This window comes from Pseudomonas sp. LS2P72, assembly GCF_054897865.1.
Genome location: NZ_CM142708.1, coordinates 708,016 through 731,513 on the forward strand (window position 1 = coordinate 708,016; position 23,498 = coordinate 731,513).

The following is a 23,498-nucleotide window of genomic DNA, read 5'->3' on the forward strand; positions in this document are numbered from 1 at the left end:
CGGACGCATTACTCGATGACCAGAATGGCATCCATTTCAACCTGCGAACCCTTTGGCAGGGCCGCTACGCCGATGGCGGCGCGGGCAGGGTAAGGCTGGTCAAAGTACTTGCCCATGATCTCGTTGACCTTGGCGAAGTGGCTCAGGTCGGTGAGGAAGATGTTCAGTTTGACGATGTCCTTGAACGAACCGCCAGCGGCTTCAGCCACGGCTTTGAGGTTCTCGAACACCTGGACGGTCTGGGCTTCGAAGCCTTCAACCAGTTCCATGGTTTTTGGGTCCAGAGGAATTTGACCCGACATGTAAACGGTGTTGCCGGCCTTGATCGCCTGGGAATAAGTGCCGATGGCGGCCGGGGCCTTGTCGCTGGTGATAACTGTTTTGGTCATGAATGACTCCTTGTAATGAGTGGCTTACGCACGCATGCGAGTGATGCGAATCACCCCGGTCAGGGCGCGCAGTTTCTTGATCACGCGAGCCAGGTGCACGCGGTCGTGCACGCTGACCACCAGTTGGACCACGCTGATGCGACCATCGCGTTCGTCCATGCTGATTTTTTCGATATTGCCGTCGGCCGCGTTGACGCTGCTGGCCAGCAGAGCGATCAGGCCACGCTGGTGTTCCAGCTCGACGCGCAGTTCGACATTGAATTCGCCGGTGACATCCTTGGCCCACGAGAGCTGGATGCATTTTTCCGGGTTGTGGCGGATTTCGCTGATGTTGCGGCAGTTGTCCAGGTGCACGACCATGCCTTTGCCCGCAGACAGGTGGCCGACAATCGGGTCGCCCGGGATCGGCGTGCAGCACTTGGCGTAACTGAGCACCAGGCCTTCGGTTCCGCGAATCGCCAGCGGGCCTTCCGCACTTGGCAGCTGTTCGCCTTCGCCAAGCAGTCGGCGGGCGACCACGTAAGCCATGCGATTGCCCAGGCCGATGTCTTCGAGCAGGTCTTCGATCAGTTCCAGGCGGTATTCGGTGAGCATCGCCTTGACGCGCTCGGCTGCGACTTTCTCCAGCGAGCTGTCGAAACCGTTGAGAACCTTGTTCAGCAGGCGTTCGCCGAGGCTGATGGATTCGGAGCGGCGTTGCAGTTTCAGCGCATGGCGGATGTGAGTCCGCGCTTTGCCGGTGACCACGAAGTTTAGCCATGCCGGATTCGGCCGCGCCCCGGGGGCGCTGACGATCTCGACCGTGGAGCCGCTTTGCAGCGGTTCGGACAGCGGTGCGAGACGACGATTGATCCGGCAGGCAATGCAGCTGTTGCCCACGTCGGTGTGCACCGCGTAAGCGAAATCGACCGCCGTGGAGCCTTTGGGCAGCTCCATGATCCGGCCTTTGGGCGTGAACACGTAGACCTCGTCCGGGAACAGGTCGATCTTCACGCTCTCGATGAATTCCAGCGAGTTACCGGCCCGTTGCTGCATCTCCAGCACACCTTTGACCCACTGGCGGGCGCGGGCATGAGTACCTTTTGGCTGCTCATCGCCGCTGGATTTGTACAGCCAATGGGCGGCGATGCCGTTGTTGGCCATCTCTTCCATTTCACGGGTGCGGATCTGAATCTCGATCGGAACTCCGTGCATGCCGAACAGCGTGGTGTGCAGCGACTGGTAGCCGTTGGCCTTGGGGATCGCGATGTAATCCTTGAAGCGCCCCGGCAACGGTTTGTACAAATTATGCACAGCGCCCAGCACGCGGTAGCAGGTATCGACCTTGTCGACGATGATCCGGAACGCGTAGACGTCCATGATCTCGTTGAAGGCCCGACGCTTGCCGCGCATTTTCTTGTAGATGCCGTAGAGGTGTTTCTGACGACCGCTGACCTCGCCCTGAATGCCGTCGATGGCCAGGCAGTGGCTGAGGGATTCTTCGATCTTGTTGACGATCTCCTTGCGGTTGCCCCGGGCGCGTTTGACCGCCTGGTTGATCCGTGCGGAACGCATCGGGTGCATCGCCTTGAAGCCGAGGTCTTCGAATTCTATGCGGATGGCGTGCATGCCCAGTCGGTTGGCGATGGGCGCATAGATTTCCAGGGTTTCCTTGGCGATCCGTCGGCGTTTTTCGCCGGAGAGGACTTCCAGGGTCCGCATGTTGTGCAGGCGGTCGGCCAGTTTGACCAGGATCACGCGAATGTCGCGAGCCATGGCCATGGCCATCTTCTGGAAGTTTTCGGCCTGGGCTTCGGCTTTGGTCTCGAAGTTCATCTGGGTCAGTTTGCTGACCCCGTCGACCAGTTCGGCCACGGTTTCGCCGAACTGCGCTTGCAGCGCTTCCTTGGCAATACCGGTGTCTTCGATCACGTCATGCAGCATCGCAGCCATCAGGCTCTGATGGTCCATGTGCATGTCGGCAAGAATATTCGCAACTGCGAGTGGGTGCGTGACGTACGCCTCACCGCTACGGCGGCGTTGGCCGTCGTGGGCTTGTTCGGCGTAGAAGTACGCTCGGCGGACCAGGTTGACCTGGTCCTTGCCGAGGTAGGTCGATAAGCGATCGGCGAGGGCGTCTATGCTCGGCATGATGAAACCTGCCGTTCGCTGTGACCCCGCGCCGTGCTACGTCGACCAGGCATGGCTTAGACTGCCTCGTTGGACTCGTCCTCGAACGCTGCGAACAGCGGTTCGTCTTCGACGATTTCAGCGTTGGCGATGAACTCGTAGCTCATCAGGCCTTCAGCGATTTCACGCAAGGCTACAACGGTAGGCTTGTCGTTTTCCCACTGAACCAGTGGCTCTTTGCCGCCGGTGGCCAGTTGACGGGCACGCTTGGTAGACAGCATGACCAGCTCAAAGCGGTTTTCCACGTGGTTTAGGCAATCTTCAACGGTTACGCGGGCCATGGTATTCCTCGGAGCGAATGCAATATGCGCGCTGCCCGGTTGGGCGAGCGGACTCGACAGTTTAAAAAATCACCAGCGATTAGGGAAGCGCTGATTTTTTGACCAAGCCCTTCAACGCGCTGCAAGTGCCAATGTAAAGCCCTTGCAACGGTTTTGGGAAGAGCTGTTTAACCGAGCAATTCGGCCAAAAGTTTTCCGTTACGCTGCTGCTGACGCTTCTGATGCAGCTGATTGGCACGGAAAATCGCCTGCAAATCGCGCAGTGCGTGGGCGAAATCGTCGTTGATGATCAGGTAATCGTAGTCGACGTAGTGACTCATTTCGCTGACGGCTTCGCGCATCCGGCCTTCGATGATCTCGTCGCTGTCCTGGCCGCGATTGGTCAGGCGCTGGTGCAACGCCTGCAGGGACGGCGGCAGAATGAAGATCGAACGGGCCTGGGGCATCAACCTGCGCACTTGCTCGGCACCCTGCCAGTCGATTTCCAGAATCAGGTCGTGGCCTTCGTCCAGGGTCTGCTGCAAATGGCTTTGCGAGGTGCCGTAGAGATTGCCGAACACTTCGGCGCGCTCGAGGAAATCCCCATGCTCGATCATCTTCACGAACTCGCTGCGTTCGACGAAGTGATAGTTCACGCCGTTCACTTCACCGGGGCGCATGGCGCGGGTGGTGTGGGAGACGGAGACGCGGATCTCCTGATCAGCGTCGGTCAGGGCCTTGACCAGGCTGCTCTTGCCCGCGCCCGAAGGTGCGGAAATGATGTACAGGGTGCCGGTGCTGTGGGTCATGTCAGGGTTGCCTTACTCAATATTCTGCACTTGTTCGCGCATCTGCTCGATCAACACTTTGAGGTTGACCGCCGCCTGAGTGCTGCGCGGGTCGAAGGCTTTGGAGCCCAGTGTGTTGGCTTCGCGGTTGAGCTCTTGCATCAGGAAGTCCAGGCGCCGACCGGCAGCGCCACCGGATTTGAGCACCCGGCGAACTTCGATGATGTGAGTGCTCAGGCGATCCAGTTCTTCGGCGACGTCGCTCTTTTGCGCGAGCATGACCATTTCCTGCTCCAGCCGCTGCGGGTCCATCTCGGCCTTCATGTCGGCGAAGCGGTCGAGGACCTTCTGGCGCTGGGTCGCAAGCATCTGCGGGACCAGTTCACGCAGGGTCACCACGTCTTCTTCAATGGAGGTCAGGCGATCGTTGATCAACCGCGCCAGCTCCGCGCCTTCGCGCTCGCGGCCGGCCTTGAGTTCTTTCAGGCCTTCGTTGAACAGCGCCAGGGCTTCGGCATTCAGGGCTTGCGGGTCGGTCGCATCGCCCACCAGCACGCCGGGCCAGGCCAGCACTTCCAGCGGGTTCAGCGCGGCCGGGTTTTTGATCAGGCTGGCGATGGTCTCGGCGGCGGCGACCAATTGCGCGGCGCGCTCGCGGTCCACTTGCAGTGGTTTGTCGGTATTTTCTTCGGTGAAGCGCAGGGTGCATTCGAGCTTGCCCCGGGAGATTCCCTGGCGCAGTGCTTCGCGGACCGCGCCTTCGAGGTCGCGAAAGGACTCCGGCAGACGCAGGTGCGGCTCCAGGTAGCGACTGTTGACCGAGCGCAGTTCCCAGCTCAGGGTGCCTTGGGCGCCGGCTTTTTCGACGCGGGCAAAGGCGGTCATGCTGTGCACCATGGAGGTACCTCGCAATGCAGGTTCATGCGTTACCAAAGGTTTCGCAGACCTGATCTATATGAATTTAAGCCCAGAGGCAGCAAAGGCGCAGGATTGTAGCGCAGTGGGGCGAATGCGCCCAAACACACGGTGTGACAAAAGGGCTGCAGGTCGTCGGCAAAGCGCTGTTCAGGGCCTTCAGTCGTCGGGGGATTTTTTAGAAGTGCCCACTCGTGGCCCTGCGGCTCTATAATGCTCGGCAGTTTTCCGTCCCCCGTACAGGTATTCCCTATGAAACGTCCAAGTGGTCGCGCTGCCGATCAGCTCCGCTCGATCCGCATTACCCGCAACTACACCAAACACGCCGAGGGATCTGTACTGGTCGAGTTCGGCGATACCAAAGTCATCTGCACCGTCAGCGTCGAGAACGGCGTGCCGCGTTTCCTCAAAGGTCAGGGCCAGGGCTGGTTGACCGCCGAGTACGGCATGCTGCCGCGCGCCACTGGCGAGCGTAACCAGCGTGAAGCGAGCCGCGGCAAGCAAGGCGGTCGCACCCTGGAAATCCAGCGTCTGATCGGTCGTTCCCTGCGCGCTTCGCTGGACATGTCCAAGCTGGGCGACGTCACCCTGTACGTCGACTGCGACGTGATCCAGGCTGACGGCGGCACCCGCACCGCGTCCATCACCGGCGCCATGGTTGCACTGGTCGATGCCTTGAAAGTGATCAAAAAGCGCGGCGGCCTGAAAGGCGGCGATCCGCTGAAGCAAATGATCGCTGCCGTATCGGTGGGCATGTATCAGGGTGAGCCGGTACTCGACCTTGACTACCTGGAAGACTCGGCCGCCGAGACCGACCTGAATGTGGTGATGACCAGCACGGGTGGCTTCATCGAAGTCCAGGGCACTGCCGAAGGCGCGCCGTTCCAGCCGGAAGAACTGAACGCTATGCTTGAGTTGGCGAAGAAAGGCATGACCGAAATCTTCGACCTGCAAAAGGCTGCACTGGCCGACTGATCGGACTGTTCCACGCAAGGAGGACGCCATGAGTGACGAGCAACAGCTGCTTCCCACACCGAGCAAAGAGGTTCGGCAGTGGGCAATGTTTTGTCACCTGTCCGCCTTGCTGGGGATCTGGATTCCGTTCGGCACGCTGATCGGTCCGCTGATTCTCTGGCAGATGAAGCGCGAGATGGACCCGTTTGTTGATGCTCAAGGCAAGGAGGCGCTGAACTTTCAGATCACCGTCGCCATTGCCTCCGCCATCTGCTTCCTGCTGATGGTGGTGATCGTCGGGTTCTTCCTGTTTGGCCTGGTGGCGATTGGCGCATTGGTGCTGACGATCATTGCTGGCGTGAAAGCTAATGAGGGCGTGCCGTACCGGTATCCGTTCACTTTGCGGTTGATCAAATAACGATCAGCGCTGGATTCCCTTGTGGGAACGACAGCTGTGTAACATGCAGTTCGCCACGCTTTAAAGCAAAATGCCCTGACTTGTCGGGGCATTTGCTTTTTTGAAGCTGGATTAACTTCCCAGGCGTTGCCATCAGCAATATTCCGCTGCCGCAGATATTACTGTGCACTATCGCTCTACACTTCTAGTCACAACTGCTTAGCCTCAGTGCCGCCTATGTGCTTGGCAATGGGACTTCGCGGTTGATAAAGTTGCCACAAGTCATATTCCTCTAGAAATATTTCGATATATTCAGACCATTGAAGGTCTTTGAATCTAAAGCAAGTCAGTGTTGAGAAGATCAACCTGTTCAAGAGGCGTGTCCAGGTAAAAAGTTCGCCTCTGAATATATATCAAAGAATAATCCCAATGGTTCAACTCGATTTTTATGGAACACTTGTGGCCGCCTCTTTAGTGCTGTTACTGGGCCGCGGACTGGTCACTCGTATTGGTTTTTTACGCAGCTACAATATTCCTGAGCCTGTAGCAGGTGGCCTGGTGGTTGCTCTGCTACTCCTGGCTTTGCGGGCAGTTGATATTGACGTCCGATCTGACACCTCACTGCAAACTCCGCTGATGTTGGCTTTTTTTGCCACCATCGGCTTGAGTGCAGACTTTGCCAGCCTGAAGAAAGGTGGGCGTGTAGTGGCGATCTTTCTGCTGGCGGTCATCGGGCTTCTGGTGGTCCAGAATGCCATGGGCATTGGCCTCGCAAAGGCCTTGGGGCTCGATCCCCTGATGGGCTTGTTGACGGGCTCGATTACGTTGTCTGGCGGTCACGGGACCGGCGCTGCGTGGGGGGCGACGTTCAGCGAGAAGTTCGGTCTGGCTTCAGCCTCTGAACTCGCGATGGCCTCTGCTACGTTTGGCTTGGTGCTGGGTGGTTTGATTGGTGGTCCTGTCGCCCGCCTGCTCATCAAGCGTGTCCAGACACCCGGTTGCGAGCAAGATAAGCCGCGTCTGCCGAAGGGCTTTGAGCAGCCAAACAAAGAGCGATCGATCACGCCATTTTCGTTTATCGAGACGCTCGCCCTGATCGCCGTCAGTCTGATGGCTGGCTCCCTCTTGAATGGCCTGCTCCACGGAACTGCCTTTGAGTTGCCAACGTTCGTATGTGTTTTGTTCGTGGGTGTGGTCTTGCGCAACGGCCTTTCCGCACTTGGCTTGTATCAGGTGTTTGAGCGTGAAGTTTCCGTGTTGGGGAATGTCAGCTTATCGCTGTTTCTGGCAATCGCTCTGATGTCGCTCAAACTGTGGGATCTGGCAGCACTGGCGTTGCCGATCTTTATCATCCTGGCTGCGCAAGCGCTGGTCATGGCACTGTTTGCGATTTTCGTGACATTCAGAATGATGGGCAGCAATTACGATGCGGCAGTTCTGGCGGCAGGGCACTGCGGTTTCGGACTGGGAGCAACGCCAACTGCCATCGCTAACATGCAAGCGGTGACACAACGTTATGGACCTTCGCAGATAGCGTTTCTAGTAGTGCCAATGGTGGGGAGGGTGTCCTAGATTTTGTGTAAACGGGATTTTTATTAAACCGTTAACAGCCGATCTTCGAACTGGATACTGAAGCGATTCAAGGCCGCTTTCCAGTCCCGGATCGGCATCGTCCACTTCTTGCTGATGTTGTTCAGCGCCAGATAAAACAGTTTCATCACCGCGTCATCGGTCGGAAATGAGGCGCGCGTTTTGATCACTTTGCGCAGGCTCATGTTGATCGATTCGATGGCATTGGTGGTGTAAATCACCTTGCGAATTTCGGCTGGATAGTCAAAAAACGGGATCACCCGAGCCCAGTTTCGCCGCCATGACAGGCTGATCGACTGGTACTCGGCATCCCATTTGGCTTCAAATTCGCAGAGTCGTTGTTCGGCCAATTCGGCGGTTGCCGAGGTGTAAATCAGTTTGAGATCAGCCGCCACCTCTCGCTGCTTTTTCCACGACACGAAGTTCAAGCTGTTGCGCACCATGTGCACGATGCACAGCTGAACGACGGCTTTTGGGTAGACGGCTTCAATGGCTTCAGGGAAACCTTTGAGACCGTCCACGCAGGCGATGAAGATGTCCTGCACGCCCCGATTCTTGAGTTCGGTCACCACTTGCAGCCAGAACTTCGCGCCTTCGGTTTGAGCGATCCACAGACCCAGCACTTCCTTGTGACCGGCCATATTGACGCCGATAGCCAGGTAAACCGCCTTGTTGCGCACGGCGCCAGCGTCACGCACTTTGACGTGAATGCAGTCCAGATAGAGGATCGGGTACAGCGCGTCCAGTGGTCTGGCTTGCCACAGCTTGACCTCGTCACTCACCGCGTCGGTAATCGCCGAGATCAGGCTGGGAGAGACCTCTGTGCCGTACATTTCCTGTAAGTGAGCCTGGATTTCTCTGACACTCAAACCGCGAGCGTAGAGAGAGATGACTTTGTCATCGAAGCCCGTCCAGCGGGTTTGATGCTTGGCCACCAACTGCGGCTCGAAGGACGCCTGCCGGTCGCGAGGGATGTCGAGCGGCAGTTCGCCGAAGTCGCCCTTCAGGGTTTTACCGCTGTGACCGTTGCGCGCATTGGCGGCGGTGTTGGTGATCGCTGCGCTTTTGTCGTGCCCCAAGTGTTCGGTCATCTCGGTTTCAAGGGCCCGCTCCACCAGCATCTTGGTGAGCTGTTTGAGCAGGCCGTTTTCGCCGATCAGATCTTCGGGCTTTTTGTAGTTGGCCAGCAGACTGTCGGCCAGTTTAACCAGTTCAGGATCAGGCTTGACTCGTTTGGCGCGCTTGGGTTTTGGCTCGGTCATTGGATTTCCTTGGGGTAGGCAGTCTCCTGCCAAATGACCGTTTACACAAAACTAATTACACCCTCATGGTGGGGGCTTTCTTCATCGATATCATTAATGTCATCGTGATCAAGTTGTACCTTGCGCTGCCGTTTTTTGCTGCTGCTTGAAGTTCTGGTCACTGCTAAAGATTCATAAAAAATGCCCGTATCTTGCGATACGGGCATTTTTCTTTAACCGACCAGCACAAATTAAATGGTCAGCGTCCAGTCGTAGTCCACGATCAGCGGTGCATGCTGCGAGAACCGTGGCTGACGTGGCAAGCGTGCGCTACGTACGAAGCGACGCAGGCCCGGAGTCAGCAACTGATAGTCGAAACGCCAACCGAGGTTGAGCATTTCAGCCTGTTCGTTATCCGGCCACCAGCTGTACTGGTCACCTTCACGGCTGACTTCACGCAGGGCATCGACATAGCCCATGTTGCCGACAATCTCGTCCATCCAGGCACGTTCAGGTGCCAGGAATCCCGGGGATTGCTGGCTGTCACGCCAGTTCTTGATATCCAGCTTCTGTTGCGCCACGTACAGCGAGCCACAGTAAATGTACTCGCGACGTTTGCGTCGCTGTTTGTCCAGATAACGGGCGAAATCGTCCATTAGCTTGAACTTCTGGTTCAAGTCTTCATCGCCGTTCTGCCCCGAAGGGAGCAGTAAGGTCGCGATGCTGACCTTGTCGAAATCGGCTTGCAGGTAGCGCCCGTAGCGGTCGGCCGTCTCGAAGCCGAGACCGCTGATGACTGCCTTCGGTTGCAGCCGCGAATACAAAGCCACGCCACCTTGGGCGGGAACTTCGGCTTCGCAGGCATAAAGGAAGTAGCCATCCAGTTGGAAGGCTGGATCGTCCAGTTCAAAGGCGGAGGCGCGGGTGTCCTGCAGGCAGATGACGTCGGCATTCTGTGCTTGCAGCCAACTGAGCAACCCTCGCTCCACTGCAGCCTGAATACCATTGACGTTCACACTGATGATCCGCATAAATGGCCCCAAAAATCGCGTGCGTGTATGATACACGGCGTCAACCTAATTAGCTAAATCCGTGGTATTTGGGGTTTTTTTCATGCAAGCGTATCAGCGCGATTTCATTCGTTTTGCCATCGATCGCGGCGTTTTGCGCTTCGGCGAGTTCACCCTGAAGTCCGGACGCACCAGTCCTTACTTCTTCAATGCCGGCCTGTTTAACTCGGGTTCGGCCCTTGCGCAGCTGGGTCGTTTCTATGCAGCGGCCATCGTCGAGAGCGGCATTTCGTTCGATGTACTGTTTGGCCCGGCATACAAAGGAATCCCTTTGGCGGCGACCACCGCAGTGGCCCTGGCCGAACATCATGGCCGTGATCTGCCGTGGTGCTTCAACCGCAAGGAAGCCAAGGCTCACGGCGAAGGCGGCAGCCTGGTCGGCGCACCGTTGACCGGCGACGTGCTGATCATCGATGACGTGATCACCGCTGGCACTGCCATCCGCGAGGTGATGCAGATCATCGCTTCCCAGGACGGCGCCAAAGCAGCGGGCGTGCTCATCGCCCTGAACCGTCAGGAGCGTGGCAACGGCGAGTTGTCGGCCATCCAGGAAGTGGAGCGCGACTTCGGCATCCCGGTGATCAGCATTGTTTCGCTGAATCAGGTGCTCGAATTTTTGGCGGACGATCCACAGCTCAAGCAACACCTGCCGGCGGTTGAAGCCTACCGCGCGCAGTTCGGCGTCTGACCATAATCCGACAGGGTTGTGTAGGCCAAAAAGACCCCGCTCAGTCGTCCTGAGCGGGGTCTTTTTTTGCCGTCAGCGAAGCCTTCGCCATTTCCCTATCAGCTTTAGCGCCACCCCGAGGTTGAACAACGCAAACACCATCAGTGCAAACACAACCATCACGTAAAGTGTGCGATCCACGTCGAAATTCCACAGATCCAGCGTGCTGCTGCCCATGATTTTCACAGCGGCAGGTAAGTTGACGTAAAACAGCGCCAGGAAGGCGCTGGTCAGAGGGAGGGCGAAGGCGAACAAAACGTTCGTTACCTTTTTTCGGCTACGTTTTCTGGCGAGCGGGCCAGATTGGCTTTCATCCAGCTCCAGTGCTTCATGCAGCCTCGGCCACGCCAGGTTGAACATGAAGGTGGTCAAGGTCAGCAGCAATCCACTGACCGCGACGATGTCACTGAACGGCATTCAGACCCAGCGTCCTGCACAGCAAGTCGTGGGAATCCTCACTGATCTCGAACTGCCCGGCGCTGCCTTTACGTTTTGTGATGGGTTTGAAGGTTGGTTCGTTCTGTGTGATCAACATGTTCAGCTCATCACGAATGACGTCCGAACTGATCACCACCAGGTACACCGTCTGCGCATGGTCTGCGGTTTCGATCACGGCCCGCATGCTGTTGTGCAGGATGTCGTCGAGTTGGTTACGAAACCGCGAGACGGTGTTCTTCAGGAGCGTTTTGCTTTGGCTCTGGGTCAATTGAAAGATCGTTGATATCTGCGATTCGGTCGGCAGCGTTTGCCCGAAGTAGCTTTGAATCAGATACAGCAATCGATCCTGCTTGGCCTCATCAGCTCTGCTGGGCATGCCGCCTTCAACTAGCATTTTCAAGTATTCGGTCAGACTCGCTTTGGCTATTCGCTGTAGCGCGTGGGCAATTTCGTTGTCGGAAATCCTCAACGTCTTTTTGACCGGTTCCTTTTGCTCGAGGTCGAAGGCCTGGGCGTCGATCGTGAACGAGATCTGCATGGCTGAGTCCCCCTAAGGTTATTTTTTGCTGGCGGGGCTGGATGTCTCGGCCTTTTTGATCTCGACGGGTTTGTCGGTTTTCTTCGGGTAGGGATCATTCACGGCGTCACCCTGGCCGGTAAGCACCTTCCAGCCTTTGCGCGTATGAGTGTCTTCTTCGAAATAAGGGCAGGGCGGCATCGACTTCTTTGACGAGCCCGAATATTCATGGCCGCAGTCTGCGCAAGCGTAACGGCCTGCTGAAATGTCGCTGCCGTAAGGAACGTTATCTTTTTGCATGGGGTCGTTCTCCTGTGGATACAGGGAAGATCCTATGCGGACTTGTGCTGGCGGGATGTCGGACGTTTCTCTGAGTCAGGTCGGACGTTTCCTATAGGCGTAAAAAAGATCGCAGACTTCGTCAGCTCCTACGGAATATTCGTACATCCATAGGTGCCGCTGAAGGGTGCGATCTTTTGACGTTCTTGAATCAGTGGCGCTTGCGATTGCTGATCAAGGTACCCACACCGGTGTCGGTGAAGATCTCCAGAAGAATCGCATTCGGCACCCGACCATCGATGATCAACGAGCTGCCCACGCCACCTTGCACGGCTTCCAGCGCGCAACGGATCTTCGGCAGCATGCCGCCGTAGATGGTGCCGTCGGCGATCAGGTCGTCGACCTGTTGAGTCGTCAGGCCGGTCAGCACTGTGCCCGACTTGTCCATCAGGCCGGCGATGTTGGTCAGCAACATCAGCTTTTCAGCTTTCAGCGCTTCGGCGACTTTACCGGCCACCAGGTCAGCGTTGATGTTGTACGACTCGCCGTTGGCGCCGACACCGATTGGCGCGATCACCGGAATAAAGTCGCCTTTCACCAGCAGGTTCAGCAAGTCGGTGTTGATCCCGACCACTTCACCGACCTGGCCGATGTCGATGATTTCCGGTTGGGTCATCTCCGGCGTCTGGCGGGTCACGGTGAGTTTCTTCGCACGAATCAGCTCGGCGTCTTTACCGGTCAGGCCGATGGCGCTGCCGCCATGACGGTTGATCAGGTTGACGATGTCCTTGTTCACCTGGCCGCCGAGGACCATTTCCACCACGTCCATGGTTTGCGCGTCTGTCACGCGCATGCCATCGATGAAGTGGCTCTCGATCGACAGACGCTTGAGCAGATCGCCGATTTGCGGGCCGCCACCGTGAACCACCACCGGGTTAATGCCGACGGCCTTCATCAGCACGATGTCGCGGGCGAAGCCGGTTTTCAGCTCCTCGCTTTCCATCGCGTTGCCGCCGTATTTGATCACCAGCGTCTTGCCGACATAGCGGCGAATGTAAGGCAGCGCTTCGGACAGGACCTTGGCGGTGTTGGCGGCGGCTTCGCGTTCGAGGGTCATTCAGGGCTCCGGGTGCTTCAGAAGATCAAAACGGTAATTGGAGATCAGGTGCAACACGCTTCAACTGGACTTTGAATACGTCCTTGATGCGCTGCAATTCAGCCTCGTCATCGGCCTCGAAGCGCAGCACCAGCACCGGTGTGGTGTTGGACGCGCGCACCAGGCCCCAGCCTTTGGCGTAGTCGACTCGCACGCCGTCAATGGTGGTCAGGTCGGCGCCTTCGCCCCACTTCGCATCGTGCAATGCATCAATGATGCTGAATTTGCTCTCTTCGGTCACATGGATATTGATTTCCGGCGTAGAAATATCGTTCGGGAAGGTCGCAAACAGCTCTTCCGCGGTGGATTTTTCTTTGCTGAGGATCTCCAGCAGACGAGCGGCGCTGTAAATGCCGTCGTCGAAACCGAACCAGCGCTCCTTGAAGAAGATGTGTCCGCTCATTTCACCGGCCAACAGGGCGCCGGTTTGTTTCATTTTCTTTTTGATCAACGAGTGACCGGTCTTCCACATTAGCGGACGGCCGCCGTATTCCTTGATCAGCGGCGTCAGGCGACGGGTGCATTTGACGTCGAAGATGATTTCCGCATCAGCATTGCGCGCCAGCACGTCGCGGGCGAACAGCATCAGCAGGCGGTCCGGGTAGACGATGCTGCCGGTGTTGGTCACCACGCCGACGCGGTCGCCGTCGCCGTCGAAGGCCAGGCCCAGGTCAGCGTTGGTTTCCTTGACCTTGGCGATCAGGTCCACGAGGTTTTCAGGCTTGCCCGGGTCCGGGTGGTGATTCGGGAAGTTGCCGTCGACTTCGCAGAACAGCGGGATGACTTCGCAGTTCAGGGCTTCGATCAGTTGCGGGGCGATCACACCGGCCGCGCCGTTTCCGCAGTCGACCACGACTTTGAGGCGGCGAGCCAGTTTGATGTCCTGGACGATTTCGGTGTTGTAGCGGTCGAGGATCTCGACCTTGGTGATGCTGCCCTTGCCGCTGCTCAGGTTGTTGGTCTTGAGGCGTTCGTGCAAGGCCTGGATCTGTTCGTTGGCCAGCGTGTCACCGGCAATGACGATCTTGAAACCGTTGTAATTCGACGGGTTGTGGCTGCCGGTGAGCATCACGCCGGATTTGCCGGCCAGTACGTTGGCGGCGTAGTACAGCGCAGGGGTTGGCACCAGGCCGACGTCGCTGACGTGGCAACCGCTGTCGGAGAGGCCTTTGATCAGTTGCTCGACCAGTTCTGGACCGGACAGGCGACCGTCGCGTCCGACGGACACATTGGGTTCGTCCTGGGCCAGGCTCTGGGAGCCGATGGCGCGACCGAGCCAATAAGCAGTTTCAGCGTTCAAGAATTCCGGGACGGTGCCGCGAATGTCGTAGGCGCGGAAGATGCTGTCGGGGAACTTGGGTGCGACTTGGGCTGGGGTGCTCATCTGTAGGAATGCTCCATCTCGAAAGTGGCTGGACCTGCCGGCGAAAAACTCGTCGGCAGGCTCAAACTGAAGGGTATGACGGCGTTTTCCACTGAGAGTTCGTGGTGTGTAAAGGCCATGACCCCGACATCAGCGTGTAATGGAACGGCCAATGCCTTGATTTTCAGTGATAAACCTTCCAGATGACGTCTGTGCAATTCAGTGCAAAACCTGTGGGAGCGAGCCTGCTCGCGATAGCGGACTCGCAGGCGACATCTTTGTCGAATGTGCAACCGTCATCGTCGGAGCGCCGCCCGGAGCCGGCTCGCTCCCACAAGGAAATTATCAGTGGCTGCCGGAATGCCCGAAACCGCCCGTACCGCGCTGAGTTTCGACGAACTCTTCGACCATCTCGAAATGCGCTTGAACCACCGGTACCAGCACCAACTGGGCCAAACGTTCGCCAACGACCATGGTGAATTCGGTCTGGCCACGGTTCCAGCACGACACCATCAGCGGGCCCTGGTAATCGGAGTCGATCAGGCCGACCAGGTTGCCCAGCACGATGCCGTGCTTATGGCCCAGGCCGGAGCGCGGGAGAATCAGCGCCGCCAAGCCCGGATCGCCGATGTAGACGGACAGGCCGGTAGGAATCAGCAGGGTTTCGCCTGGCTTGATGACAGTGTCTTTTTCCAGCATGGCGCGCAGGTCGAGGCCGGCGGAGCCTGGCGTGGCGTACTGTGGCAGCGGGAAATCGGTACCGATGCGAGGGTCGAGGATCTTGGCTTGCAAAGCGTGCATGTAAATTAAACCTGGTTCAGACGTTCGGCGATAAAAGTGATCAGCTGGCGAGCAATCTTGCTCTTGCTGGTCTGGGCGAAAAGTGTGGCGTGTAGCTGGCGGTCGATCACGCTGCAGGCGTTTTCTTCGCTGTTGAAACCAATGCTCGGGTTGGCGACGTCGTTGGCGACGATCAAATCGAGGTTCTTGTCTTTCAACTTGCGTGCCGCGTAATCGAGCAGGTGTTCGGTTTCGGCGGCGAAACCGACACTGAACGGACGGTCAGAGCGAGTGGCGATGGTGGCCAGGATGTCCGGATTACGCACCATCTGTAGCAACAAGCCGTCGCCGTTCGTAGGGTCTTTCTTGAGTTTCTGTGGGGCGACGACTTCCGGGCGGTAATCCGCGACCGCTGCCGAGGCGATGAACAGGTCGCAAGGGATCGCGGCTTCGCAGGCGGCAAGCATGTCACGAGCACTGACCACGTCGATGCGCGTGACGCGATCCGGGGTCGGCAGGTGCACCGGGCCGGTGATCAGCGTTACGCGGGCGCCGGCTTCCACCGCGGCTTCGGCCAGGGCAAAGCCCATTTTTCCGGAGCTGTGGTTGGTGATGTAGCGCACCGGGTCGATGTTTTCCTGGGTCGGGCCGGCGGTGATCAGCACGTGTTTACCGGTCAGCGCCTGACGCTGGAAGCAGTCCGCCGCGAGCTGGGCGAGGTCGGTGGCTTCGAGCATGCGCCCCATGCCGACGTCGCCACAGGCCTGGCTGCCGGAAGCTGGGCCAAAGGTTTTCAGGCCACGGCTTTCGAGGGTTTGCAGGTTGGCCTGGGTGGCCGGGTCGCGCCACATGGCCTGGTTCATCGCCGGGGCAACGGCGACCACGGCGTCGGTGGCCAGCACCAGCGTGGTCAGCAAGTCGTCGGCAATGCCTTGGGCCAGTCGGGCAATGAGGTCCGCGGTGGCGGGGGCGATCAGCACCAGGTCGGCCCATTTGGCCAGTTCGATGTGGCCCATGGCGGCTTCGGCCGCGGGGTCCAGCAGGTCGAGGTGGACCGGATGCCCGGACAAGGCCTGCATGGTCAGCGGCGTGATGAACTCGCTGCCGCCACGGGTCATGACCACGCGCACTTCGGCGCCCTGGTCGATCAGTCGGCGAACCAGGTCGGCGCTCTTGTAGGCAGCAATGCCGCCGCCGACGCCCAGAACGATGCGTTTCCGATACAGCCGCTGCATAGGTCTGCCTTTCATTTCGTTGATGACTGCATGGCGATACCCCCTCCCCAGGAGTGAAATCGCCCGCAAAAAAGATGGGCTACGATATCACAGCGACCGCTACGGAACAGCGGCGCCCACAGACCAGGGAGGTGCTATGAGTATTCGTGATTGGCCGGCGGCGGAACGGCCGCGGGAGAGGTTGCTTGAGTTGGGCTCGGGGAGCCTTTCGGACGCCGAACTGCTGGCGATTTTTTTACGAACGGGTGTTTCGGGTAAAAGCGCGGTAGATCTGGCGCGACACCTGTTGAGTCAGTTTGGCAGTCTGCGCTCACTGCTCGAGGCCGATCAGGCAGCATTCAGCCAGCAGTTGGGGCTCGGGCCGGCGAAATTCGCTCAGTTGCAAGCGGTCCAGGAAATGAGCCGGCGGCATTTGGCTGAACGTGCGCGCCAAAAATCGGCGCTGGAAAATCCGCAGGCGGTTCGTGATTACCTGAAGTCAATGTTGCGTCATGAGCCTCACGAGGTGTTCGGCTGTCTGTTTCTGGATTCCAGGCATCAAGTGCTGACCTTTGAAGTGCTGTTTCGCGGATCCATCGACAGCACCAGCGTCTATCCGAGACAAGTGGTTAAACGCGCGTTGGCCCACAACGCCGCAGCGCTGATCCTCTGCCATAACCATCCGTCGGGTAATACCAACCCCAGTCAGGCAGACCGAACGCTGACCAAGCGCCTGCAAGAGGCGCTGGACCTGATTGATGTGCGGGTGCTCGACCATTTCATCATCGGGGACGGCGATCCGCTGTCCATGGCTGAGTACGGGTGGATGTAGCTCTGGAGGGAGAATACAAACCCACTGTAGGAGCGAGCCTGCTCGCGATGGCGTCGTGTCAGTCACCTCGTCCGGTAACTGAAAGATTGCAATCGCGAGCAGGCTCACTCCTACAGGGGTTTTGTGTATGGCGGGTTATTTGAGGTTGACCTTGGAGTAGTCCTGCCGGCCGAACGGGCTCACCGAATAGCCCTCGACATCCTTGCGCGTCAGCGCGAAGGCCGTCGGGTGGGCCAGCGGCAGCCACAGCGCCTGCTGCTGGATCTGTGCCTGGGCCTGTTCGTAGAGCTTGGTACGCACACCTTGCTCGCCGGTGGTCTTGCCGGCGCTGATCAGCTTGTCCAGGTCCTGGTTGCAGTAGCGGGCGAAGTTGGTGCCGGATTTGACCGCGGCGCAGGAAAACTGCGGCGTGAGGAAGTTGTCCGGGTCTCCGTTGTCACCGGCCCAGCCCATGAACAACAGGTCGTGTTCACCGGCCTTGGCGCGGCGAATCAGCTCGCCCCATTCGATCACCCGAATCTCGGCCTGGATGCCGATTTCCGCGAGGTCCGATTGCAGCATTTGCGCGCTGAGGCTTGGGTTCGGGTTGAGCAGACTGCCAGAAGGTCGGGTCCAGATGGTGGTCTGGAAACCGTCCTTGAGCCCGGCCTTCGCCATGAGTGCTTTGGCTTTTTCAACGTCATGCGAATAACCCGGCAGGCCTCTGGCATAGCTCCAGGTGTTCGGCGGGTATGGACCGTTGGCAGGTTCGGCGGTGTCTTCGAACACGGCTTTGACGTAGTTGGCCTTGTCGAACGCGAGGTTGATCGCCTGGCGCACTTCAGGCTTGTCCAGCGGCGGATGCTGGCTGTTGATGCCGACGAATGCGGTCATGAAGGCGTCAGTCTTTTCCACTTTCAGGGTCGGTTCTTTCAGCGCCGCCTGTACGTCCAGAGGCTTGGGCGACAGGGCGATCTGGCACTCGTTGCGGCGCAATTTCTGCAAACGCACATTGGCGTCCGGCGTGATGGCAAAAATCAGCGGATCCACCGAAGGCTTGCCGCGGAAGTAGTCCGGGTTGGCCTTGTAGCGAATCGAGGCATCTTTCTGGAAGCGCGTGAAAATGAACGGCCCGCTGCCGATTGGCTGGCTGTTGAGTTTTTCCGGGGTGCCGGCCTTCAGCAGTTTGTCGGCGTATTCGGCGGAATAGATCGAGGCGAAGCCCATGCTCAGTGTCGGTAGGAAGGTCGAGTCCGGGTGGTCAAGGGTGAATCGTATGGTCAGCGGGTCCAGCGCGTCGATCTTCTTGATCAGCGCTGGCAACTGCATCGACTGGGCGTGTGGGAAGCCGCTTTGGGCGACTTTGTGCCAAGGGTTTGCCGGGTCGAGCATGCGGTCGAAGCTGAACTTCACGTCTTCGGCGGTCAGATCACGCGTCGGGCTGAAGTATTCGGTGCGGTGGAATTTCACCTGCGGGTGCAATTTGAAGACATAGGTCAGGCCGTCGGGCGTGACTTCCCAACTGTCGGCGAGGCTGGCGACCACTTTGCCGCTGGTGGTATCGAAGTCCACCAGGCGGTTCATCAGCACGTCGGCCGAGGCGTTGGTGGTGGTCAGCGAGTTGTATTGCACCACGTCGAACCCTTCCGGGCTTGCCTCAGTGCAGACGCTAAGCGCCGCAGCATGGGCCAATGGGCTCAGCAGAAGAGGGGCGAGCAACAGCGGTAGGGCAGCGAGGCGCATGGTCGGATTCCTTTACAGATCGAAGGCCCATCTGCAAGTGCAGTCTGGAAAAGGCTTACCCTAGTGGGCTCTTTTGTAAATGACTATCCCCTTTTTCATTTTAAGGGGACTATAGGCGATTGTTTTCGGTGAGTACCGGTTGAGCAAAACCCTGGATTGGCCTGTTGGCCGATTCTCTGCGACGAGCGGTCTTCATCGAGGATAGCCTTTATCCAAGGCGCTCAGAGCCAGAAAAACGGGGTTTTTGTTAAGTCTGTGCACACGGAATGTTGTTGCTCTCCAGTCTTTCTGGTATAAAGCAGCGCTCTTTTCTAGGGGCCCGGTTCCTTCACTGTAGGTGTAGCCGGTAAGACCTCTAAAGAAACGCGGCGCCTGGCGCCAAATGACTGAGAGATTAAGCGGCCAACCCATGCCGGGTTGGGCATGTGGTTTTAGAGGGCTGAGGCATGTCGAGAGTATGTCAAGTTACCGGTAAGGGTCCGGTGACTGGGAATAACATTTCCCACGCAAACAACAAAACCCGTCGTCGTTTCCTGCCGAACCTGCAGCATCACCGCTTCTGGGTTGAAGAAGAGAAACGTTTTGTGCGTCTGCGCGTATCTGCCAAAGGCATGCGTATCATCGACAAGCGTGGCATCACTGTCGTGCTGGCCGAAATCCGCAAAGCTGGCAAGATCTAAGGGAGCTAATCATGCGTGAATTGATTCGAATGATTTCTAGCGCCGGTACTGGTCACTTCTACACTACCGACAAGAACAAGCGTACTACTCCGGACAAGCTCGAAAAGCGCATGTTCGATCCGCGCGTTCGCAAGCACGTGATGTACAAAGAAGGCAAAATCAAGTAATTGATTTTTCCCTCTTACAAAAAAGGCCCGTATCGCGAGATACGGGCCTTTTTTGTTGCGTCTAAAAAGACTTCAGGTTTTAGCCACACTGGATACTGACGATGATTTTGTCAGTATTGGTCAGCAGGCTGATACGACGTGGGACCCGTTTGCGGTCGGATGCAAATCTTGGCCCGGTGACCCGGACCGGTGCACCATTGGCCATCAGGCGAACTTCTTCGAGCAATTCGGGGGTGTACATCTTGCCAATGGTGTATTGAGCGACCGCGATGTCGCATGGATTTGGATTGTCAGACATGGTGCTTCCTTGCGGTTTAAAAAGTTGAGGTGAGTACGGGCCAAAACCTGACAACACATCCGGTGTTGCCATCGCTTTGGCGCTGAAGAAGCTTCGCTCAACCGAACCACTCTTGTCCTGCCTGGATCGTGACCACCTGTGTCGGATCAGGCCTTCTGTTCAAACACCACGTATATTTTGCGGCACGCCTCCAGTACCTCCCAGGTGCCGCGAAAGCCCGCCGGGATCACGAAGCGATCGCCCACGCGCAGGGTTTTGCCGTTGCCTTCGTTGTCGCGCAGCACTGAAACACCTTGAACGATTTCGCAGTATTCATGCTCGGTGTAGTTCACATGCCACTGACCGACTTCGCCTTCCCACACGCCTGCACTCATCTGGCCGCAAGGGCTGTTGTAGTGGTTGTACACTGCTTGTTCTGGGTCGCCCTTGAGGACTTTCGCCGGGTCTGGTCGATAGCGGTCGGGCTGGGTGGTGGCCTGGCTGAAGTCGACGATGTCCTGGATGCTCATTGTTGTTATCCCCCGCAATTGCGGCGCAAGTGACTGGAAAGTCCAAAGTCTATGTTTATTAAAATGAACACCGCAAGGCCGTTTGCCGACATTGTGTCAAATATATTGAAACAACCCCGGCCACTGGTTTAGGGTGGCAGTTGCCTTGGGCCGAAAATGCAGGCTGGCCGGGCAGAATTCCTGACAGCGCCCGCGAAGACCGTGGAGCGTCGTATTCAATAAGAGGAGGACACTCGTATGACCACCCTGACTCGTGCCGATTGGGAACAACGGGCTCGCGATCTGAAGATCGAAGGCCGCGCCTATATCAATGGCGAATACACCGATGCTGTCTCCGCCGAGACCTTCGAGTGCATCAGCCCGGTCGATGGCCGCCTGCTGGGCAAGATTGCCAGCTGTGACGCCGCCGACGCCCAGCGCGCTGTTGAAAACGCTCGCGCCACCTTCAATTCCGGCGTCTGGTCGCGCCTGGCGCCGACCAAACGCAAAGCCACCATGATTCGTTTTGCCGGCCTGCTGAAACAGCACGCCGAAGAGCTGGCCCTGCTTGAAACCCTGGACATGGGCAAGCCAATCAGCGATTCCCTGTACATCGACGTTCCAGGCGCGGCGCAAGCCCTGAGCTGGAGCGGTGAAGCCATCGACAAGATTTACGACGAAGTGGCCGCGACGCCCCATGACCAGCTGGGTCTGGTGACCCGCGAACCGGTCGGTGTCGTCGGCGCGATCGTGCCGTGGAACTTCCCGCTGATGATGGCGTGCTGGAAACTCGGCCCTGCGCTGTCCACCGGTAACTCGGTGATCCTCAAGCCATCCGAAAAATCCCCGCTGACCGCCATCCGCATCGCTGCGCTGGCCGTTGAGGCCGGTATCCCGAAAGGCGTGTTGAACGTCCTGCCAGGTTACGGTCACACCGTCGGCAAGGCCCTCGCCCTGCACAATGATGTGGACACCCTGGTGTTCACCGGTTCGACCAAAATCGCCAAGCAACTGCTGATCTACTCCGGCGAATCGAACATGAAACGCGTCTGGCTCGAAGCCGGCGGCAAGAGCCCGAACATCGTGTTCGCCGATGCGCCGGACCTGCAAGCTGCCGCTGAATCGGCTGCCGGCGCCATCGCTTTCAACCAGGGCGAAGTCTGCACCGCTGGCTCGCGCTTGCTGGTGGAGCGTTCGATCAAGGATAAATTCCTGCCGCTGGTGATCGAGGCCCTCAAAACCTGGAAGCCGGGCAACCCGCTGGACCCGGCAACCAACGTCGGCGCGCTGGTGGATACCCAGCAGATGAATACCGTGCTGTCCTACATCGAATCCGGCCACACCGACGGCGCCAAACTGGTGGCAGGCGGCAAGCGCATTCTTCAGGAAACCGGTGGCACCTACGTTGAGCCAACCATTTTCGACGGCGTCAGCAACGCGATGAAAATCGCTCAGGAAGAAATCTTCGGCCCAGTGCTGTCGGTGATTACTTTCGATACCGCCGAAGAAGCCATTGCGATTGCCAACGACACCCCTTACGGCTTGGCTGCAGCGGTATGGACCAAGGATATTTCCAAGGCCCACCTGACTGCCAAGGCTTTGCGCGCCGGTAGCGTGTGGGTCAACCAGTATGACGGCGGCGACATGACGGCCCCGTTCGGAGGCTTCAAGCAATCCGGCAACGGTCGCGACAAGTCGCTGCACGCGTTCGACAAGTACACCGAGCTGAAGGCGACCTGGATCAAGTTGTAAGCCGGTTTTCTTAACGACGTAGATCCCTTGTGGGAGCGAGCCTGCTCGCGAAGACGGTGTAACAGTCAACATTGATGTTGAATGTGCTGGCCTCTTCGCGAGCAGGCTCGCTCCCACATTGCTTTGTGCAGCGGTTAAAAAATAACAATCCACAGGAGCGTGGGAAATGCGTTGGGCGACTTATTTCGCCGTGTTGGCGTCTGTCTTGAGTGTCGGCCTGGCGCTGGGCGTCAGCATGCCGTTGGTGTCGTTTCGCCTGGAAGGCTGGGGTTACGGCTCGTTCGCCATCGGCGTGATGGCAGCGATGCCTGCCATTGGCGTATTGCTGGGGGCAAAGATCTCCAGCCATCTGGCCGCGCGTCTGGGGACGGCCAATCTGATGCGTTTGTGCCTGTGGGCCGGGGCGTTGTCCATCGGTTTGCTGGCGCTGTTGCCGAGCTATCCGATTTGGCTGGTATTGCGGCTGATGATCGGGGTAATTCTGACCCTCGTCTTCATCCTCGGCGAAAGCTGGATCAACCAGCTTGTGCTGGAGGAGTGGCGCGGTCGATTGGTGGCGCTGTATGGCAGCAGCTATGCGCTAAGTCAGCTGGCCGGGCCGTTGCTGCTTGGCGTTGTGGGCACCGAACACGATTACGGATTTTGGGTCGGCGTCGGGTTGCTGACGGCGGCGCCGTTCCTGTTGTTGGGACGCAGCGGCGCGCCGAGCAGTGAAGCCAGCAGCGTGACCTTCAGTGACTTGCTGGGCTTCTGCCGTGGCCTGCCGGCGATTGCCTGGGCGGTGTCGCTGTTCGCGGCGTTCGAAGCGATGATCCTGACTTTGTTGCCGGTCTATTGCCTGCGTCAGGGCTTCACGACGGATATTGCGTTGGCGATGGTCAGCACGGTGGTGGTGGGTGATGCCTTGCTGCAATTGCCGATTGGCGCACTGGCTGATCGCTTGTCGCGACGTACGTTATTCACCGGGTGTGCGGTGATTCTGTTGATATCGAGCCTGGCCATTCCGTTGTTGATCGACACGTTGCTGATCTGGCCGTTGTGGGTGTTGTTTGGTGCCAGTGCCGGTGGCTTGTTCACTTTGTCGCTGATCCTGATCGGCGAGCGCTATCGCGACGATGCACTGGTGCGCGCCAATGCGCATATCGCGCAGCTGTGGGGGATCGGTTGCCTGGTCGGACCGCTGGCAGCCGGTGCCGGCAGTCAGTGGATCAGCGGGCATGCGCTGCCGCTGCTGATGGCGGCCGGTGCGCTGGGATTGGTGATTCTGCTGTCACGGCGAGGCGCGTTTGGGATAGTTGCCGAACCGGCCTGA

At 58.2% G+C, this 23,498-nt stretch carries 25 protein-coding genes and 1 pseudogene; 9 read left to right on the top strand and 17 right to left on the bottom strand.

Features of this window, described 5'->3' with window-relative positions; translation table 11 throughout:
• Positions 1 to 8: 8 nt before the first annotated feature.
• The 5 genes from ACYZUA_RS03140 to ACYZUA_RS03160 form a co-directional block, all read right to left on the bottom strand.
• Positions 9 to 389, bottom strand: a complete 381-nt coding sequence (locus ACYZUA_RS03140; RefSeq protein ID WP_003229509.1) for a RidA family protein — start codon at positions 387 to 389, stop codon at positions 9 to 11.
• A gap of 24 nt (positions 390 to 413) precedes the next feature.
• A complete protein-coding gene (spoT, locus tag ACYZUA_RS03145; protein WP_033059343.1) occupies positions 414 to 2,519 on the bottom strand; it encodes a bifunctional GTP diphosphokinase/guanosine-3',5'-bis pyrophosphate 3'-pyrophosphohydrolase in 2,106 nt (701 codons plus the stop codon).
• Positions 2,520 to 2,575: 56 nt separating this feature from the next.
• Entirely contained in the window at positions 2,576 to 2,839 is a 264-nt protein-coding gene (gene rpoZ / locus ACYZUA_RS03150) for a DNA-directed RNA polymerase subunit omega (protein WP_007894670.1), read from the bottom strand.
• Positions 2,840 to 3,006: 167 nt separating this feature from the next.
• Positions 3,007 to 3,627, bottom strand: a complete 621-nt coding sequence (gene gmk / locus ACYZUA_RS03155; protein ID WP_461962046.1) for a guanylate kinase — start codon at positions 3,625 to 3,627, stop codon at positions 3,007 to 3,009.
• A gap of 12 nt (positions 3,628 to 3,639) precedes the next feature.
• Positions 3,640 to 4,503, bottom strand: coding sequence for a YicC/YloC family endoribonuclease (locus ACYZUA_RS03160; protein WP_033059347.1), 864 nt, complete (start codon positions 4,501 to 4,503; stop codon positions 3,640 to 3,642).
• A gap of 270 nt (positions 4,504 to 4,773) precedes the next feature.
• Between ACYZUA_RS03160 and rph the strand changes: the two genes are divergently transcribed.
• From rph to gltS, 3 genes are all read left to right on the top strand, one after another.
• The gene (rph, locus tag ACYZUA_RS03165; protein WP_150780185.1) at positions 4,774 to 5,496 is read left to right on the top strand and encodes a ribonuclease PH; all 723 of its coding nucleotides are present in this window, start codon (positions 4,774 to 4,776) and stop codon (positions 5,494 to 5,496) included.
• 28 nt (positions 5,497 to 5,524) lie between these two features.
• Positions 5,525 to 5,893, top strand: coding sequence for a DUF4870 domain-containing protein (locus ACYZUA_RS03170; protein WP_461962047.1), 369 nt, complete (start codon positions 5,525 to 5,527; stop codon positions 5,891 to 5,893).
• Between the two features lie 408 nt (positions 5,894 to 6,301).
• On the top strand, positions 6,302 to 7,444 hold the full coding sequence (gltS, locus tag ACYZUA_RS03175; protein ID WP_461962048.1) for a sodium/glutamate symporter: 1,143 nt from the start codon (positions 6,302 to 6,304) through the stop codon (positions 7,442 to 7,444).
• A gap of 23 nt (positions 7,445 to 7,467) precedes the next feature.
• Here gltS and ACYZUA_RS03180 read toward each other — a convergent pair whose 3' ends face one another.
• Both ACYZUA_RS03180 and ACYZUA_RS03185 read right to left on the bottom strand, forming a co-directional pair.
• Positions 7,468 to 8,724: an IS256 family transposase gene (locus ACYZUA_RS03180; protein ID WP_240890573.1), complete on the bottom strand. Its 1,257-nt coding sequence runs from the start codon at positions 8,722 to 8,724 to the stop codon at positions 7,468 to 7,470.
• 230 nt (positions 8,725 to 8,954) lie between these two features.
• Positions 8,955 to 9,734: an exodeoxyribonuclease III gene (locus tag ACYZUA_RS03185; protein WP_007934608.1), complete on the bottom strand. Its 780-nt coding sequence runs from the start codon at positions 9,732 to 9,734 to the stop codon at positions 8,955 to 8,957.
• An 82-nt stretch (positions 9,735 to 9,816) separates the two neighbouring features.
• Here ACYZUA_RS03185 and pyrE point away from each other — a divergent pair, with 82 nt between their 5' ends.
• Positions 9,817 to 10,461: an orotate phosphoribosyltransferase gene (gene pyrE / locus ACYZUA_RS03190; protein ID WP_007894680.1), complete on the top strand. Its 645-nt coding sequence runs from the start codon at positions 9,817 to 9,819 to the stop codon at positions 10,459 to 10,461.
• A gap of 72 nt (positions 10,462 to 10,533) precedes the next feature.
• Here pyrE and ACYZUA_RS03195 read toward each other — a convergent pair whose 3' ends face one another.
• The 7 genes and pseudogenes from ACYZUA_RS03195 to coaBC form a co-directional block, all read right to left on the bottom strand.
• On the bottom strand, positions 10,534 to 10,917 hold the full coding sequence (locus tag ACYZUA_RS03195; protein WP_461962049.1) for a hypothetical protein: 384 nt from the start codon (positions 10,915 to 10,917) through the stop codon (positions 10,534 to 10,536).
• On the bottom strand, positions 10,904 to 11,476 hold the full coding sequence (locus tag ACYZUA_RS03200) for a hypothetical protein (RefSeq protein WP_461962050.1): 573 nt from the start codon (positions 11,474 to 11,476) through the stop codon (positions 10,904 to 10,906). The genes ACYZUA_RS03195 and ACYZUA_RS03200 overlap by 14 nt, the downstream gene beginning before the upstream one ends.
• Positions 11,477 to 11,494: 18 nt before the next feature.
• Positions 11,495 to 11,755: a hypothetical protein gene (locus tag ACYZUA_RS03205; protein WP_461962051.1), complete on the bottom strand. Its 261-nt coding sequence runs from the start codon at positions 11,753 to 11,755 to the stop codon at positions 11,495 to 11,497.
• Positions 11,756 to 11,945: 190 nt separating this feature from the next.
• On the bottom strand, positions 11,946 to 12,851 hold the full coding sequence (gene argB / locus ACYZUA_RS03210; protein WP_008007602.1) for an acetylglutamate kinase: 906 nt from the start codon (positions 12,849 to 12,851) through the stop codon (positions 11,946 to 11,948).
• A 25-nt stretch (positions 12,852 to 12,876) separates the two neighbouring features.
• Positions 12,877 to 14,253, bottom strand: a pseudogene (locus ACYZUA_RS03215) (phosphomannomutase/phosphoglucomutase); the annotation flags it as partial.
• A 345-nt stretch (positions 14,254 to 14,598) separates the two neighbouring features.
• Positions 14,599 to 15,054, bottom strand: a complete 456-nt coding sequence (dut, locus tag ACYZUA_RS03220) for a dUTP diphosphatase (protein WP_095126916.1) — start codon at positions 15,052 to 15,054, stop codon at positions 14,599 to 14,601.
• 5 nt (positions 15,055 to 15,059) lie between these two features.
• A complete protein-coding gene (gene coaBC, locus ACYZUA_RS03225) occupies positions 15,060 to 16,268 on the bottom strand; it encodes a bifunctional phosphopantothenoylcysteine decarboxylase/phosphopantothenate--cysteine ligase CoaBC (protein WP_461962052.1) in 1,209 nt (402 codons plus the stop codon).
• 136 nt (positions 16,269 to 16,404) lie between these two features.
• Between coaBC and radC the strand changes: the two genes are divergently transcribed.
• A complete protein-coding gene (gene radC, locus ACYZUA_RS03230) occupies positions 16,405 to 17,079 on the top strand; it encodes a RadC family protein (protein WP_461962053.1) in 675 nt (224 codons plus the stop codon).
• A 135-nt stretch (positions 17,080 to 17,214) separates the two neighbouring features.
• On the opposite strand, the gene ACYZUA_RS03235 is transcribed toward radC, so the two are convergent.
• Positions 17,215 to 18,801 carry an ABC transporter substrate-binding protein gene (locus tag ACYZUA_RS03235; RefSeq protein ID WP_461962054.1) on the bottom strand — a complete coding sequence of 529 codons (1,587 nt, stop codon included), beginning with the start codon at positions 18,799 to 18,801 and terminating at the stop codon, positions 17,215 to 17,217.
• 446 nt (positions 18,802 to 19,247) lie between these two features.
• On the opposite strand from ACYZUA_RS03235, the gene rpmB reads away from it, so the two are divergent.
• Together rpmB and rpmG are read left to right on the top strand one after the other, a co-directional pair.
• Positions 19,248 to 19,481, top strand: coding sequence for a 50S ribosomal protein L28 (rpmB, locus tag ACYZUA_RS03240; protein ID WP_007894701.1), 234 nt, complete (start codon positions 19,248 to 19,250; stop codon positions 19,479 to 19,481).
• An 11-nt stretch (positions 19,482 to 19,492) separates the two neighbouring features.
• Positions 19,493 to 19,648 (top strand): 50S ribosomal protein L33, encoded by a 156-nt coding sequence (rpmG, locus tag ACYZUA_RS03245; protein WP_008150173.1) that lies wholly within the window; start codon positions 19,493 to 19,495, stop codon positions 19,646 to 19,648.
• A gap of 79 nt (positions 19,649 to 19,727) precedes the next feature.
• Here the strand turns inward: rpmG and ACYZUA_RS03250 are convergent, their stop codons facing one another.
• Both ACYZUA_RS03250 and ACYZUA_RS03255 read right to left on the bottom strand, forming a co-directional pair.
• Positions 19,728 to 19,946 (bottom strand): peptidase inhibitor, encoded by a 219-nt coding sequence (locus ACYZUA_RS03250; RefSeq protein ID WP_461962055.1) that lies wholly within the window; start codon positions 19,944 to 19,946, stop codon positions 19,728 to 19,730.
• 146 nt (positions 19,947 to 20,092) lie between these two features.
• Entirely contained in the window at positions 20,093 to 20,455 is a 363-nt protein-coding gene (locus ACYZUA_RS03255) for a cupin domain-containing protein (RefSeq protein WP_283182182.1), read from the bottom strand.
• A 237-nt stretch (positions 20,456 to 20,692) separates the two neighbouring features.
• Between ACYZUA_RS03255 and ACYZUA_RS03260 the strand changes: the two genes are divergently transcribed.
• Both ACYZUA_RS03260 and ACYZUA_RS03265 read left to right on the top strand, forming a co-directional pair.
• Positions 20,693 to 22,186: an aldehyde dehydrogenase gene (locus tag ACYZUA_RS03260; protein ID WP_008150178.1), complete on the top strand. Its 1,494-nt coding sequence runs from the start codon at positions 20,693 to 20,695 to the stop codon at positions 22,184 to 22,186.
• A 166-nt stretch (positions 22,187 to 22,352) separates the two neighbouring features.
• Positions 22,353 to 23,498 carry an MFS transporter gene (locus ACYZUA_RS03265; protein WP_461962056.1) on the top strand — a complete coding sequence of 382 codons (1,146 nt, stop codon included), beginning with the start codon at positions 22,353 to 22,355 and terminating at the stop codon, positions 23,496 to 23,498.